Source organism: Streptomyces sp. NPDC001970 (genome assembly GCF_053594115.1).
The window spans coordinates 76,164-89,762 of record NZ_JBSFDW010000029.1 but is presented as its reverse complement, the minus strand read 5'-3'; the positions used below and the strand labels follow the sequence as shown (position 1 = coordinate 89,762).

16 protein-coding genes are annotated in these 13,599 nt (G+C 71.9%); 10 read left to right on the top strand and 6 right to left on the bottom strand.

The annotated features are described in order from the left end of the window. Positions 1–7 precede the first annotated feature (7 nt). Together ACWCP0_RS29640 and ACWCP0_RS29635 are read left to right on the top strand one after the other, a co-directional pair. Complete coding sequence (locus tag ACWCP0_RS29640) at positions 8–1,030, top strand: ADP-ribosylglycohydrolase family protein (RefSeq protein ID WP_451081861.1); 1,023 nt, start codon at positions 8–10, stop codon at positions 1,028–1,030. Between the two features lie 107 nt (positions 1,031–1,137). Continuing rightward, entirely contained in the window at positions 1,138–1,929 is a 792-nt protein-coding gene (locus ACWCP0_RS29635) for a nucleotidyltransferase domain-containing protein (RefSeq protein ID WP_451081835.1), read from the top strand. 51 nt (positions 1,930–1,980) lie between these two features. Here the strand turns inward: ACWCP0_RS29635 and ACWCP0_RS29630 are convergent, their stop codons facing one another. The 4 genes from ACWCP0_RS29630 to ACWCP0_RS29615 are packed head-to-tail and all read right to left on the bottom strand — an operon-like array spanning position 1,981 to position 4,493. Further along, positions 1,981–2,661: a nucleotidyltransferase domain-containing protein gene (locus ACWCP0_RS29630; RefSeq protein WP_451081834.1), complete on the bottom strand. Its 681-nt coding sequence runs from the start codon at positions 2,659–2,661 to the stop codon at positions 1,981–1,983. Between the two features lie 10 nt (positions 2,662–2,671). Next, a complete protein-coding gene (locus ACWCP0_RS29625; protein ID WP_451081833.1) occupies positions 2,672–3,133 on the bottom strand; it encodes a Rieske (2Fe-2S) protein in 462 nt (153 codons plus the stop codon). Next, on the bottom strand, positions 3,130–3,792 hold the full coding sequence (locus tag ACWCP0_RS29620; protein ID WP_451081832.1) for a DUF6529 family protein: 663 nt from the start codon (positions 3,790–3,792) through the stop codon (positions 3,130–3,132). Before ACWCP0_RS29620 ends, ACWCP0_RS29625 begins: the two co-directional genes overlap by 4 nt. Positions 3,793–3,809: 17 nt before the next feature. Then, positions 3,810–4,493 (bottom strand): hypothetical protein, encoded by a 684-nt coding sequence (locus tag ACWCP0_RS29615; RefSeq protein ID WP_451081831.1) that lies wholly within the window; start codon positions 4,491–4,493, stop codon positions 3,810–3,812. 164 nt (positions 4,494–4,657) lie between these two features. Between ACWCP0_RS29615 and ACWCP0_RS29610 the strand changes: the two genes are divergently transcribed. The 6 genes from ACWCP0_RS29610 to der all read left to right on the top strand — a co-directional run bounded on the left by ACWCP0_RS29610 (position 4,658) and on the right by der (position 9,858). Continuing rightward, positions 4,658–5,104, top strand: coding sequence for a YidB family protein (locus tag ACWCP0_RS29610; RefSeq protein ID WP_451081830.1), 447 nt, complete (start codon positions 4,658–4,660; stop codon positions 5,102–5,104). Positions 5,105–5,233: 129 nt separating this feature from the next. Then, positions 5,234–5,596 carry a chorismate mutase gene (gene aroH / locus ACWCP0_RS29605; RefSeq protein ID WP_451081829.1) on the top strand — a complete coding sequence of 121 codons (363 nt, stop codon included), beginning with the start codon at positions 5,234–5,236 and terminating at the stop codon, positions 5,594–5,596. Then, on the top strand, positions 5,593–6,678 hold the full coding sequence (locus tag ACWCP0_RS29600) for a prephenate dehydrogenase (RefSeq protein ID WP_451081828.1): 1,086 nt from the start codon (positions 5,593–5,595) through the stop codon (positions 6,676–6,678). Before aroH ends, ACWCP0_RS29600 begins: the two co-directional genes overlap by 4 nt. A 307-nt stretch (positions 6,679–6,985) precedes the next feature. Continuing rightward, the gene (gene cmk, locus ACWCP0_RS29595; protein WP_451081827.1) at positions 6,986–7,666 is read left to right on the top strand and encodes a (d)CMP kinase; all 681 of its coding nucleotides are present in this window, start codon (positions 6,986–6,988) and stop codon (positions 7,664–7,666) included. Positions 7,667–7,704: 38 nt separating this feature from the next. Continuing rightward, positions 7,705–8,331, top strand: a complete 627-nt coding sequence (locus ACWCP0_RS29590) for a lysophospholipid acyltransferase family protein (protein WP_451081860.1) — start codon at positions 7,705–7,707, stop codon at positions 8,329–8,331. 78 nt (positions 8,332–8,409) lie between these two features. Continuing rightward, positions 8,410–9,858: a ribosome biogenesis GTPase Der gene (der, locus tag ACWCP0_RS29585; RefSeq protein ID WP_451081826.1), complete on the top strand. Its 1,449-nt coding sequence runs from the start codon at positions 8,410–8,412 to the stop codon at positions 9,856–9,858. Positions 9,859–10,024: 166 nt separating this feature from the next. On the opposite strand, the gene ACWCP0_RS29580 is transcribed toward der, so the two are convergent. Both ACWCP0_RS29580 and ACWCP0_RS29575 read right to left on the bottom strand, forming a co-directional pair. After that, complete coding sequence (locus ACWCP0_RS29580; protein WP_451081825.1) at positions 10,025–10,294, bottom strand: hypothetical protein; 270 nt, start codon at positions 10,292–10,294, stop codon at positions 10,025–10,027. Between the two features lie 113 nt (positions 10,295–10,407). Beyond that, complete coding sequence (locus ACWCP0_RS29575) at positions 10,408–11,217, bottom strand: hypothetical protein (protein ID WP_451081824.1); 810 nt, start codon at positions 11,215–11,217, stop codon at positions 10,408–10,410. A gap of 263 nt (positions 11,218–11,480) precedes the next feature. On the opposite strand from ACWCP0_RS29575, the gene ACWCP0_RS29570 reads away from it, so the two are divergent. Continuing rightward, complete coding sequence (locus ACWCP0_RS29570) at positions 11,481–12,764, top strand: glycosyltransferase family 4 protein (RefSeq protein ID WP_451081823.1); 1,284 nt, start codon at positions 11,481–11,483, stop codon at positions 12,762–12,764. Beyond that, positions 12,761–13,540, top strand: coding sequence for a hypothetical protein (locus tag ACWCP0_RS29565; RefSeq protein WP_451081822.1), 780 nt, complete (start codon positions 12,761–12,763; stop codon positions 13,538–13,540). Before ACWCP0_RS29570 ends, ACWCP0_RS29565 begins: the two co-directional genes overlap by 4 nt. Positions 13,541–13,599 lie beyond the last annotated feature (59 nt).

The following is a 13,599-nucleotide window of genomic DNA, read 5'->3' as shown; positions in this document are numbered from 1 at the left end:
GTCCGACATGACCCCGACCAGGACCGTCACCAAGCAGGCTGCCACCGGCGCCCTGACCGGACTGGCGCTCGGCGACGCGCTGGGCTTCCCCACCGAGTTCAACGATGTGCCGGCGATCCTCGCCAAGTGCGGGCCCTGGCGGGAGATGTCCCTGCCGAAGCCCGCGATCGTCACCGACGACACCCAGATGACCCTCGCCCTCGCACGCGGCATACGCACCGCGATGGGCCGCGGTCTCCTCACCCCGCTGCGCCTGACCCGGCCGGTGCGGGAGGAGTTCGTGAACTGGTACCACTCCCCGGAGAACAACCGCGCCCCGGGCCGGACGTGCCTGGTCGCCTGCCACAAGCTCGACAGCGACATGCCCTGGCAGGAAGCCAGCCAGATCGCCTCCAAGGGCTGCGGCGCCAACATGCGCGTGGCGCCGGTCGGACTCGTGCCCGGGCTGAGCGAGGGCCAGCGCGCGGGCGCGGCCCAGCTCCAGGCGGCTCTCACCCACGGCCACCCGACGGCCCTGGCCGCGTCCGACCTCACGGCCCGTGCCGTGTTCCTGCTCGCCCAGGGCACGGAACCGCTCGGTCTCGTCGGCCGACTGCGCTCGTACGCGTACGAGAACCGCTCCCGCTACCATCACCGCTGGCTCGGCGACCTGTGGACGTACGCGCACGACGCGACGCCCGAGTCCTTCATCGAGCGCGGCTGGGACGAGTGCCTGGCGGTCCTGGAGCGCCTCACCTCCGCGCTGCGCGACGCGAACCCGGAGAACGACCCGTGCCTGGCGACGGGCGACGGCTGGATCGCGGAGGAGGCCCTGGCCACGGCCCTGCTGTGCTTCCTGCTCTTTCCCGAGCAGCCTCTCCTCGCCCTCCGGCGGGCCGCCTGCACCAGGGGCGACTCGGACTCGATCGCGTGCCTGGCGGGGGCGTTCGCAGGGGCGCACCTGGGGGCGGGGGCGTGGCCGAAGGAGTGGGCGGAGCGGATCGAGTACCGGAGCGAGCTGCTGACGCTGGGGGCGCTCTGGGACGCCTGATCGTTCTGGGACGCTCGATCGTTCCGGGACCTGAGCGCTCGGAGGCGCCTGACCGTCCTGGGACGCCTGATGGTTCTGGGATTTGATCGCTCTGGGATGCTTGGCGCATGACACTGTCCCTCGTCCCCGCAGACCTCGCTCCCGTGGTCGCGGAGCAGCCCGACCCTCCCTCTACGCCCTGGGGGCGTGGGAGGTACCCCCTGGTCTTCGCCACGGTCTCCGGCGCCCACCTGTACGGATTTCCGTCGCGTGACTCCGACGTGGACCTGCGCGGCGCCCATCTGCTGCCGGTGGAGCAGCTCGTCGGGCTGCGCGAGCCGGAGGAGACCCGGTCCCGGATGTGGGACAGGGACGGCGTCGAGATGGACCTGGTCACGCACGACCTGCGGAAGTTCGTGCGGCTGATGCTGCGGCGCAACGGCTATGTGCTGGAGCAGTTGCTGTCGCCGCTGGTCGTGCACACGACCGACGCGCACGCGGAACTGGTCTCGCTGGCCCCGGGCGTGCTCACCAGCCATCACGCGCACCACTACCGCGGATTCGCGAACACGCAGTGGCGGCTCCACGAGAAGACCGGCGAGCTGAAACCGCTCCTGTACGCCTTCCGCGCTCTGCTCACCGGTGTCCACCTGATGCGCGCGGGCGAGGTGCAGGCCCATCTGCCCACGCTGCTGGGCGAGGTGCAGGACGCGCCGGGCTTTCTGCCCGAACTGATCGAGGCGAAGGCTGCCGCCGAACACGGCCCGGCGGTGGGCCTGTCCGCGGACGCCGAGGTCGTCCGCGCCGACTTCGAAAGGCTCCACGAGGTGTTGGACACCGCCCAGTCGGCCTCGGCCCTTCCTCCGGAGCCGAGCGCCTACGACGCCCTGCACGACTTCGTCGTACGAGCGCGCCGGTAGTCGCCGGACCCGTGTCTGCGCCGAGCGTGTCTGCGCTCAGCGTGCTGGTGCTCAGCGTGCCGACGCGCGCCGGGTGCGGACGAGGAAGTCCTCGACGCGCGCCCGGTCCGGGCTCTCGGGCAGGGGCGTCCGTGTCGCCGCCGTGTCCGCCTCGTCCGCCAGCCGCGCCATCCACGACTCGACCTCCGCCCACCGGACCTCGCCGCGCTTGACGGCGAGGAGGCGCTCGCGGTCGTCGCCGACGTCGATGACCAGCCTCCCGGTGCGGAGCAGGTCACGACAGGTCGCCAGGAGCCGCAGCAGATGCATCACGTGCTTCCAGCGGGGAGCCCCGTGCTGCCGCATGTCCGCCTCGAGCTTGCGGTGCTGGCCGGCGGCGTAGCGGACGAAGGTCTCGTGGGCCTGCCGGGACAGAAACGCATCGCGCAGAGTGAGGAGCTCACGGCCGGTGTCGTCGATGTGCTCGACCAGCGGGGAGTGCAGGCACTCCAGGATGTTCGGGTTGGCACGCAGCGCGAGCCCGCAGAAGCGTTCCAGCTCCCAGGAGAACTGCTCGTCGGCCGGGCCCTCCACATGCGTCGGGGGCTTCTCGAAGCGCCAGTACAGCGGGGTGGGTGCGAGGAAGACACCGCGCCGGTCGGTGTCGCTGCCGTCCGTCGCCAGTCCGAAGGCGCGCGAGCCCATCACGCAGGAGTAGACCATGTGGTCATGGACGAGCGCCTCGGGAGTCATGTGCGCCAGGCTACGTGAGACGGATCTGGTCCCCGGTGACGGTGATCCGCTTCGCCTCCAGCGGCCGCTCGGCGGGCCCGCGTGCGACGGAGCCGTCGGTGATCCGGAACTTGCTCCCGTGGCAGGGGCAGTCGATCGTGCCGTTCTCGACCTTGTCGACGATGCAGCCCTGGTGGGTGCAGATCGCCGTGAATGCCTTGAAGTCGCCCTGCGTGGGCTGGGTCACCACCACCTTCTGCTTCTTGAAGACCTTCCCGCCGCCGTCCGGGACCTCGGCGGTGGTGCCCAGCACCTCGCCCGCGGGCGGCTGAGCGCTGCCGGGCCCCGTCGGTGAGGCGGGTGCCGGGCGCAGCGTCACCTCGTCGCTGCTCTCGTCCCCGTACTTGGTGCAGGCCGGTACCACCAGGAGGGCGGCACCGGTCACCAGAACCGTACGGCGGGTGGTTCCCTCACTGCTCTCGCGGTCACTCATGTCGTCACTCCGAACGTGCGGAAGAACCAGAGCGCCGAGGTCAGCCAGAGCATCGTGAGCGACGCGAAAACCAGCCCGCCGACGACCGGCAGCAGCCACCCCGGCAGTCGCTCCATACGCAACAGCAGCATCTTTGCGCTGAATGCACCGAAAAAGAAGCAGCCGAGGAACGAGTGCCAGGCCGCCCGTGCCGTGGTCGTCTGATAGCCGAGCGCATACAGGCAGTGCACGGCCACGGGCACGGCCAGCAGGAACGCCACCCGGCCCGACCAGCGGTGCAGCGTGGGCGTCCAGGGCGCGGCCCGTACGCCCGGCATCTGCCCGTACATCGCGAGCGCGGTGACGAGCTGCACCACCGCGAAGGCCAGCGACGCCGTGGCCAGCCAGGACTTCACCGCACTCGGGCTGGTGAATCCGGCCAGGTTGAAGGCCGTGGCGGCCGGGGCGTGCAGCTTCCCGTACGCCCCGAGGGCGACCGCGACGGCCATCGCGACCAGGGCCGGGACGAGGTAGCGCACTGCCTCGGAGCCGGCGAGCCCGGGCGAGGGCTCGGGCCCGGACGGGGGCGGGGGCGAGGCCTGGGGCCCGGACGGGGGCGGCGGCGGAGGAGGCGGTGGCGGCGGGAAGTCTCCGCTCCGCGCTGGCGGGTCCACGCTCATGAAGCACCTCGGGACGCTCAGGGGACGACGGGGCGGGCGGTCAGCTGGGTGCCGTCGACGGTGACGGCGCCGGTTTCCGGGTCGATCGGGGGAGCGGCGGCGGGCTTGCCGTCGCGGCTGACGATGCCGACCTGACGGCCGTCCTGCAGGATGATCCAGCCACCCCTCAGCTCGGCGCCGCGCACTTGGGCGGTGGCCCGGTACAGCCCGGACGGCTTGACGGCCTTGTCGGCGGTGAACGGCCAGTTCTGTTCGCCGATCTCGACGGTTCCGGTGACTTTGCCGCCGGTCATGACGGCGTCCAGCTTCGCGCCGCTCTCGCTGCTGGTCAGATGCATGTCTCCGTCCTCCTCCACGGGGCCACGCATCCAGGCTTCACGGGTACGGCCGTCGCAGAAGTACGCGATGGCCTTGTCGCCGCGGACGGAGATGGCCACCGAAGCGGTGTCGTCGTTCGTACGTCCTGCGAACTCGACCTGCGCCTTCGCCTGGGTCGGCGCCGTCGGGGATGCGGCCGGAGGTGGCGTCGGCGACGGTGAGGGGGGCGCGGGCGGGCTGGGGCTGGGGCTCGGACTGACGGCCGGGCGGTCCCGGTCGCGCGATGAAGGCACGGGCTCACCGGTCGTGGCGTTCAGCGACAGCATGAACAGACCGAGTACGAGTCCGGCGAACAGCGTGATCAGTGGTCCCGGGTGCTTCATCGGCGCCTTCCGCAGGGACGGCGGGCAGGGGGAACTCCATGCAAACCGACGTCACGTGCCGTGTCCACCCGTCGACGTTCCGTAGTGGTCCAGGTGGCGGCAGCCTCGAGGGTGGGTGACATTGTCCGTGAACCCAACCCTTTTCCGACCTGAGAGGCAGGACCATGGCGGGAAGCGATCTCGGCGGTCTTCTGGGCAGTCTGCTCGGCGGCGGCCAGGGCGGTGGCCAGGGCGGCGCCGGAAACATCCTCGGAGCGCTGCTCGGTGCCCTCGCCGGCGGCGGCGGTGGCGGCGGCGGTGGCGGGGCGGGTGCGGCAGGCGGGAGCGACCCGCTCGGCGGGCTCCTCGACATGCTCACCAAGTCCGGCCTCGCCGACCAGGCGCAGTCGTGGATCGGCACCGGCCAGAACCAGCCGGTCAGCGGCGGGCAGATCGCCGAGGCGCTGCCGTCCGAGACGCTGGACAAGGTCGCCCAGCAGACGGGCGTGACGCCGCAGCAGGCCGCGGACGAGATCGCGCAGTCCCTGCCCCAGGCCGTCGACAAGCTGACCCCGAACGGGCAGCTGCCGTCCGGCTCGCTGGAGGACATCATCCGGCAGCAGGGGATGTGATCGGTCACCCACAGCCGAACCGCGGCGGCCGCACCTCCTGTCTCGGAGGACGGTCGCCGCGATCGTGTGCCCGGGCAGCTGACTACGCTGATCGGAGCACACGCGGTGACGACAGGTAAGGAGCACGACGTGGCGGTACGAGCCGTCCGGGGAGCCGTCCAGCTGGAGCGGGACGATGCCGGGCACATGGACGAGCAGGTCAGCGAGCTGCTCACCGCCATCCTGGAGCGGAACGGGCTCACCGCGGACGATCTGATCAGCGTCTGGTTCACGGCCACGCCGGACCTCCACAGCGACTTCCCGGCCGCGGCGGCGCGAGGCCTCGGGATCGTCGACGTACCGCTGATCTGCGCCCAGGAACTGGACATCACGGGGGCGATGCCGCGCGTCGTGCGGATCCTCGCGCACGTCGAGTCCGACAAGCCCAAGTCCGAGATCGCGCACGTGTACCTCGGCGCCGCGGCGCCCCTCCGCAAGGACATCGCCCAGTGAGAACGGCTCTCGTCGTCGGGACGGGGCTGATCGGCACGTCCGCCGCGCTGGCGCTGGCCGGCCGGGGTGTCACGGTCCACCTCAGGGACCACGACCCGGCGCAGGCCAGGACCGCGGCGGCGCTCGGCGCCGGGACGGACGAGGCGCCCGAGGGGCCCGTCGACCTCGTGATCGTGGCCGTGCCGCCCGCATTCGTGTCCGCCACGCTCGCGGAGGCGATGCGCGCCGGGACCGCGCGCGCGTACCTCGACGTGGCCAGCGTGAAGGGCGGCCCACGGCGCGAGCTGGAGGCGCTCGGGGTCGACATGTCGGCGTACATCGGTACGCACCCCATGTCCGGCAAGGAGCGCTCGGGCCCGCTGGCCGCGACCGCCGACCTCTTCGAGGGCCGGCCGTGGGTGCTGACACCGACCCGGGACACCGACACCGAAGTGCTCAACCTGGCGCTCGAGCTGGTCGCGCTGTGCCGCGCGGTGCCGGTGGTCATGGACGCCGACGCGCACGACCGTGCGGTCGCGCTCGTCTCCCACACCCCGCAGCTGATCTCGTCCATGGTCGCCGCGCGGCTGGCCGACGCGGACGAGACGGCGGTGCGGCTGTGCGGGCAGGGCATCCGCGACGTCACCCGCATCGCCGCCTCCGACCCCCGGATGTGGGTCGACATCCTCTCGGCCAACCCGGGCCCGGTCGCCGACGTCCTCGCGGGCGTCGCGGCCGACCTCGACGAGACGGTCCGCTCCCTGCGGGCCCTCCAGTCCTCCGACGAGGACAAGCGCCGTGAGGGCACCGACGGCGTGCAGGACGTCCTCCGCCGCGGCAACGCCGGCCGCGAACGCGTCCCCGGCAAGCACGGCGCCGCCCCGACCACGTACGAGACGGTCGCCGTCCTCATCAGCGACCAGCCCGGCGAGCTCGCCCGGATCTTCGCGGACGCGGGGCGGGCGGGTGTGAACATCGAGGACGTACGCATCGAGCACGCGACGGGCCAGCAGGCGGGCCTGGTCCAGCTCATGGTCGAGCCCACGGCGGCGGCGGTGCTCTCGGCGTCGCTGCGGGAGCGGGGCTGGGCCCTGCGGCAGTAGCGCGACGCACGTCTATCGCGGTGCCTGCGGATTCCGGGCCCGTCCGGCGACTGAGGACGGACGGACCCGGGTCCACCCCTCGGCACCGCCGTGGCCCGGGGGCCCGAGGCCCGAAGCACGCGGTTCGGGAAGGGCCGGGCGGGGCTGTGCCGACGTGCGGCTCTGTCGCGTGGGCCCCGCGCAGCGGCCCCCGGGGCCGGGATCTGCGAACGGGTGCAAGGGCAACGTTCCGCACTCGGTAACCTTGTGCGGGGCACCTTGGCATTCGGCCTGCCCGTAGACGCGTATCAGGAAGGTCTCCGACACCGTGGAATCCGTGATCGTCGCCATCGACGGCCCCTCCGGCACGGGCAAGTCGAGCACCTCCAAGGCGGTCGCCGCAGAGCTGGGGCTGAGTTACCTCGACACCGGCGCGCAGTACCGGGCGATCACCTGGTGGATGATCAGCAACGGCGTCGACGTCGCCGACCCGCTCGCGATCGCGAGCGCCGCCGCCAAGCCGGTGATCGAGTCCGGCACGGACCCCTCCGCGCCGACGATCACCGTCGACGGGCTGGACGCGTCCGGGCCGATCCGTACGCAGGAAGTGACCTCCAAGGTCAGCGCCGTCAGCGCGGTCCCCGAGGTGCGCGCCCGCATCACCGAGCTGCAGCGCTCCATCGCCGCGGCCGCCGAGAAGGGCATCGTCGTCGAGGGCAGGGACATCGGCACGACCGTCCTCCCCGACGCCGACCTGAAGATCTTCCTGACGGCTTCCCCGGAGGCCCGCGCCGCCCGCCGCAGCGGCGAGCTGAAGGGCAAGGACGCGGCCGACATCGCCGCCACCCGTGAGGCGCTCGTCAAGCGGGACCACGCCGACTCCAACCGGAAGACCTCTCCCCTCGCCAAGGCGGCCGACGCCGTCGAGGTCGACACCAGCGACCTCACGCTCGCGCAGGTCATCGAGTGCGTCGTCACTCTGGTTGAGGAGAAGCGGGTCGCGACGTGACCGCACCGTCCGCGAAGGGCGCCGCCGTCGGCCGGCGGATGGGCATCGGCATCATGCACACGCTGTGGCGGCCGCGGGTCCTGGGCGCCTGGCGGGTCCCGGCCGCCGGTCCGGTGATCCTCGCCGTCAACCACGCGCACAACGTCGACGGCCCGATGGTCATGGGCACCGCCCCCAGGCCGGTGCACTTCCTGATCAAGCAGGAGGCCTTCGTCGGGCCGCTCGACCCGTTCCTCACCGGAATCGGGCAGCTGAGGGTGGACCGTGCGAGCGCCGACCGCACTGCGATCACCAACGCTCTCGCGGTGCTCGAGAACAGCGGCGTTCTCGGCATCTTCCCCGAGGGCACCCGGGGCGAGGGCGACTTCTCCTCGATCCGCGGCGGCCTCGCCTACTTCGCCCTCCGCTCCGGTGCCCCGGTCGTTCCGGTCGCGGTGCTGGGAACCGCGGACAGGGACGGGCGGGAAGAAGGGGCGAAGGGCGGACGGTTGATACGGGCGCTGCCGCCGCTGCGCAGCCGCGTCGACGTCGTCTTCGGCGACGCCTTCACCGTGGGCGACGGCAGTGGCCGGCGCACGCGCCAGGCACTCGACGACGCGACCGTACGCATCCAGGAGCGGCTCACCGCCCACCTGGAAAACGCCAAGCGCCTCACCGGGCGCTGAGCGAGACTTCAGTAGTGAGCCCCGGGCCCACGGGCCCGTCCCGGCTCACCGACCACGAATGAACGAGGAACGGACTTCATGAACGACCAGCACGACCACGGGGCACTCGGCGACACCGAGTACGCGGAGTTCATGGAGCTCGCCGCGGAGGAGGGCTTCGACCTCGAGGACGTCGAAGGTGCGATCGAGGAGGCCGGTCACGGCCCCCTGCCCGTCCTCGCCGTCGTCGGCCGCCCGAACGTCGGCAAGTCGACCCTGGTGAACCGCTTCATCGGCCGCCGCGAGGCCGTCGTGGAGGACAAGCCCGGCGTCACCCGCGACCGCGTCACGTACGAGGCCGAGTGGGCCGGCCGCCGCTTCAAGGTCGTCGACACCGGCGGCTGGGAGCAGGACGTCCTCGGTATCGACGCCTCCGTCGCCGCCCAGGCCGAGTTCGCGATCGATGCCGCCGACGCGGTCGTCTTCGTCGTGGACGCAACCGTCGGCGCCACCGACACCGACGAGGCCGTCGTCAAGCTGCTCCGCCGCGCCGGCAAGCCCGTCGTCCTCGCCGCCAACAAGGTGGACGGCCCGTCGGCCGAGGCTGATGCTGCGATGCTCTGGTCGCTCGGGCTCGGTCAGCCGTACCCGGTCTCCGCGCTCCACGGCCGCGGCACCGGCGACCTCCTCGACGAGGTCCTCGAGGCGCTCCCCGACGCCCCCGCCCAGACGTTCGGCGCCGCGGTCGGCGGCCCGCGTCGCATCGCCCTCATCGGCCGCCCGAACGTCGGCAAGTCGTCCCTGCTGAACAAGATCGCGGGCGAGGAGCGCGTCGTCGTCAACGAGATGGCGGGCACCACCCGGGACCCGGTCGACGAGCTCGTCGAACTCGGCGGCAAGACCTGGAAGTTCGTGGACACCGCGGGTATCCGCAAGAAGGTCCACCTCCAGGAGGGCGCCGACTACTACGCCTCGCTGCGCACCGCGGCCGCGGTCGAGAAGGCCGAGGTCGCCGTCGTCCTGATCGACACGAGCGACTCGATCTCCGTCCAGGACCAGCGGATCATCACGATGGCGGTCGAGGCGGGCCGCGCGCTCGTCGTCGCGTACAACAAGTGGGACACCCTCGACGAGGAGCGCCGCTACTACCTGGAGCGCGAGATCGAGACCGAGATGCAGCAGGTCTCCTGGGCGCCCCGGGTCAATGTCTCGGCCTCGACCGGCCGGCACATGGACAAGCTGGTCCCGGCGATCGAGACGGCGCTGGAGGGCTGGGAGACCCGCGTCCCGACCGGCCGCCTCAACGCCTTCCTCGGCGAGCTGGTCGCCTCGCACCCGCACCCGATCCGCGGTGGCAAGCAGCCGCGCATCCTGTTCGGCACGCAGGCGGGCACGAAGCCCCCGCGTTTCGTCCTCTTCGCGTCCGGCTTCCTGGAGCACGGCTACCGCCGCTTCGTCGAGCGCCGACTGCGCGAGGAGTTCGGCTTCGAGGGCACCCCGATCCACATCTCGGTGCGGGTCCGCGAGAAGCGCGGCAAGAAGAAGTAGTGCAGGAGACGACGACTCAGTAGCGCATACGACGAAGTGGCGCATACGACGAAGTGGCGCATACGACGAAGTGGCGCATACGACGAAGTGGCGCATACGACGAAGTGGCCGGGGCGGCAGCCGCCCCGGCCACTTCGTGGTTCATGTGAAGAGATGCTCGCGTGCCTCACTGCCCGCTGCGGGGCGCCGGTGGCAACGCGAGATGCCCGCCGAACGCCGAGAGTCCCGAGCTGAATCCCGTGTGCCCGCCATAGCCGGAGCGGCCCCCGTGCAGGCGGAGCCCGAAGCCCTTGAAGCCGAGATCCTCCTCGCCGCTCCGGTCGCCGGGGAGCGTCCGGAACGCCGTGCGGTACTCGGAGCACAGCGCGTCGTAGATGGGCGTGGCCGAGGGGATCCGGCTCGGGTACGGCTGGCGGGTGGGCTCGTATGTCTGCACGTATGAGCCAACGACCTTCAGGCCGGTCGGATGCGGGCCGCTCCGGGAATTCGCAGTTCGGCGGGGGTACGCGGGGGCGCACGGCGCCCGTCCGCGTACCTGTCGGGCCGGGATCAGGTGCCGGCCAGCGGCATGGCCGCGGCCACCAGCCGCCCGTTGGCCGCAGCCTTCTCCAGCGCGTCGCGCAGCAGGTCCTCGCGGGGCTGCTGGCCGATGGCGCCGGCCGGGGCGGCGAAGACCAGGACCCGGTGGGACTTGTTGGCCGCGCTCCGCCAGCCCTCGGTGACCTGGAGCGGCTGGTGGGCCTGCCACCAGGCCACCGGGCTGCCGCCACCCGTGCCCGGCTGGAGCACGGCGTGCAGCTGGCCCATGGCGAGCAGGACGGACCAGCCCGGCAGCAGCCGGGGCACCTCGTTGACCACCGAGACCGGCAGGAAGCCCTGCTCGATGAGCAGCGGCAGGAAGTCGTCGCCACCGCCGAACGAGCCGGGACGGGCGATGGGCGCGGTCGGCTCGACGACGAGCGCGGGGTGGAGTTCGTCGTCGATCAGGACTAGACCGCTGGTGACACCGAGCACGGCCTGCCCTGACGAGGTGTTCGCCGCGCTGGGGGCCGGCTGGGCGGCGGGGGCGGCCGGGGCGGGAGCCTCGCCCGTGATCGACCGGACGGCGCCCTTGAGCTGCTCCTCGGCGACCTGGACGACCTGCGAGGGGATGCAGCTGGCGTGGGCGAACGCGAGGACGGCGGTCTCCTCGCCGACGAACAGCACGGTGCTGGTCCGTTCCTGCTCGGAGTCGCCCGGGGTGCGGCAGGAAGTGCAGTCGTAGCTGCCCGGGGCGTTCTCGCCGGCGAGCAGCCGGTCGGCTTCTTCGTCGCCGATCTCGGCGCGTACGTCCTCGCTGACGTCGAGCATGCGCGGCACGGGTGGCTCCTCGGACTCGGTGCTTGGTGGGCAGCCGGGGGTTCCCGGCTCACAAGGAGCACAACGGGCGATCCGTGGCCGGGGTCACGCGGGAAGCGGATGCTGAGAGACACATCGTCAAGTCGACAGGTCGATGTTCGGTGTCCCGGTCCCCGGCGCCGCGCCACCGCGACGCACCCGGCCCGCCCCAGGGGCATAACTGCCCCTACGGACAAGTACAGTCCATTACTGACCAATATGAGGACCGGGGGACGCGGCAGCGCATGCATATCTCTTTCCTGCTCCATAACGCGTACGGAATCGGAGGGACGATCCGCACGACGTTCAACCTCGCCCAGACGCTGGCCGAGCGGCACGACGTGGAGGTCGTCTCGGTCTTCCGGCACCGCGACGAGCCGATGCTGGGCGCCCCCGCCGGCGTCCTCATGAGGCATCTCGTGGACCTGCGCACGGGCAGCCCCGGCTACGACGGCGGGCACCCGGACTACACCAGGCCCGCGAAGGTGTTCCCGCGCGGTGACGGCCGCTGGAAGCAGTACAGCCGCCTCACCGACGCGCGTATCGCCGGCCATCTGAAGTCCCTCGATGCCGATGTCGTCGTCGGCACCCGCCCCGGGCTGAACGTCCACATCGCCCGCCAGGCCCGCCGCGGCCCCGTCCGCGTCGGCCAGGAGCACCTCACTCTGGACAGCCACGGATACCGGCTGCGGCGCGAGATCGGCCACCGGTACGCCCTGCTGGACGCGGTCACGACGGTCACCGAGGCCGACGCGGGGTCCTACCGCTCGGGCCTGAAGCTGCCCGGCGTATGGATCGAGTCCGTGCCGAACTGCGTGCCCGCGCCGACCGTCGCCCCCGCCGACGGCGGCAGCAAATGGGTCGTCGCGGCCGGCCGGCTCACCAAGATCAAGCGGTACGACCTGCTGGTCAAGGCCTTCTCGAAGGTCGTCGCCGCCCGCCCCGACTGGCGGCTGCGGATCTACGGCAGCGGCGACGCGACCGGCAACGAGCGCAACGCGTTGCGGGCCCTGATCCAGCAGCGGGAGCTGCACAACCACGTCTTCCTGATGGGCCCCGCCAACCCGCTGGAGGCGGAGTGGGTCAAGGGCTCGATCGCCGCCGTCACATCGAGCGTCGAGTCCTTCGGGATGACGATCGTCGAGGCGATGCGTTGCGGCCTCCCGGTCGTCTCCACCGACTGCCCGCACGGGCCCGGCGAGATCATCGAGGACGGCGTCGACGGTCGGCTCGTGCCGGTCGGTGACGAGGACGCCGTCGCCGACGCACTGCTCTCCCTGATCAACGACGACGAGCTGCGCAGACGCACCGCAGAGGCGGCACTCAAGGCCTCCGAGCGCTTCGACCCGGCCCGGATCGCGGAACGCCATGAGAGGCTCTTCGCCGAACTGGTCGCCCGGGGCGGGGGCGGCGGCTCGCGCGGCGCCCTGCGCGACGTCGTGCACCGCACGCGCGGTGCCCTGCTCGACGGAGGCTACGCCCTGCGCTACCAGGCCGCCGACGTGATCCGGAAGGGAAAGACGGGATGACCACGTCCACCGGGCGGCGGATGCCACGTGCCGACTGCATCGCCGACGCAGCGGGAGGCGTCACGTTCGACATAGCGGGGGTCCACGCTCCGGACGCCGTGCTCGTGCTGCGCCGGCGCGGAGGCACGGCCGCCGCCGACACCGTGCGGCTGCCGCTCACCCCGGTCGGCGGGGACCACTCGCGGGCCGTGCTGCCCAGCACCGTGGAGCTGGCCGAGGGCCACTGGGACGCGTACACGGACGACGACGTGGCCATCGAGCCCGGCATCCGCGATCTCCGGGCGCTCGTCGACCGGGTCCCGGAGGCCGGGCGGGTCGTCGTGCGCGTACCCCTTCCGACGGCGGACGGGCGGCTCGCGGTCCGCTGCTGGGTGCGCGAACCGCACGCCGAGGCCGGGGACATCGGCTTCGAGCAGGGATCCTGCACGGTCGAGGGAGTGCTGTACGGAGCCGAGCTCGGCGCGGGAGCGGTCGCCGAAGCGCGGCTCGGCGGCAAGGTCCACCAGCTGCCCGTGACGGGCGAGGAAGGCGGGAGCTTCCGCTTCACGCTCCCGTACGCCACCCTCGTCGAGGCCCCTGTCGAGAAGCAGCAGATGTGGACGCTGTGGCTGCGGCCCGCCGAGGGCGCGAAGCCCGTGCGGATCTCGCGCATCCTCGACGACGTGTGGGACCGCAAGAGCATCTTCGTCTACCCCGTGCACGAGGCCGACGACTTCCGGGCAACGCCCTGCTACACGAACGACAACGACCTGTGCGTCCGGCTGACCGCGAAGTGACCTGACGAACGGCTCGAGGAGCCCCGGTAGGCCGAGGAAGGCCGGTAGCCCGAGGAAGC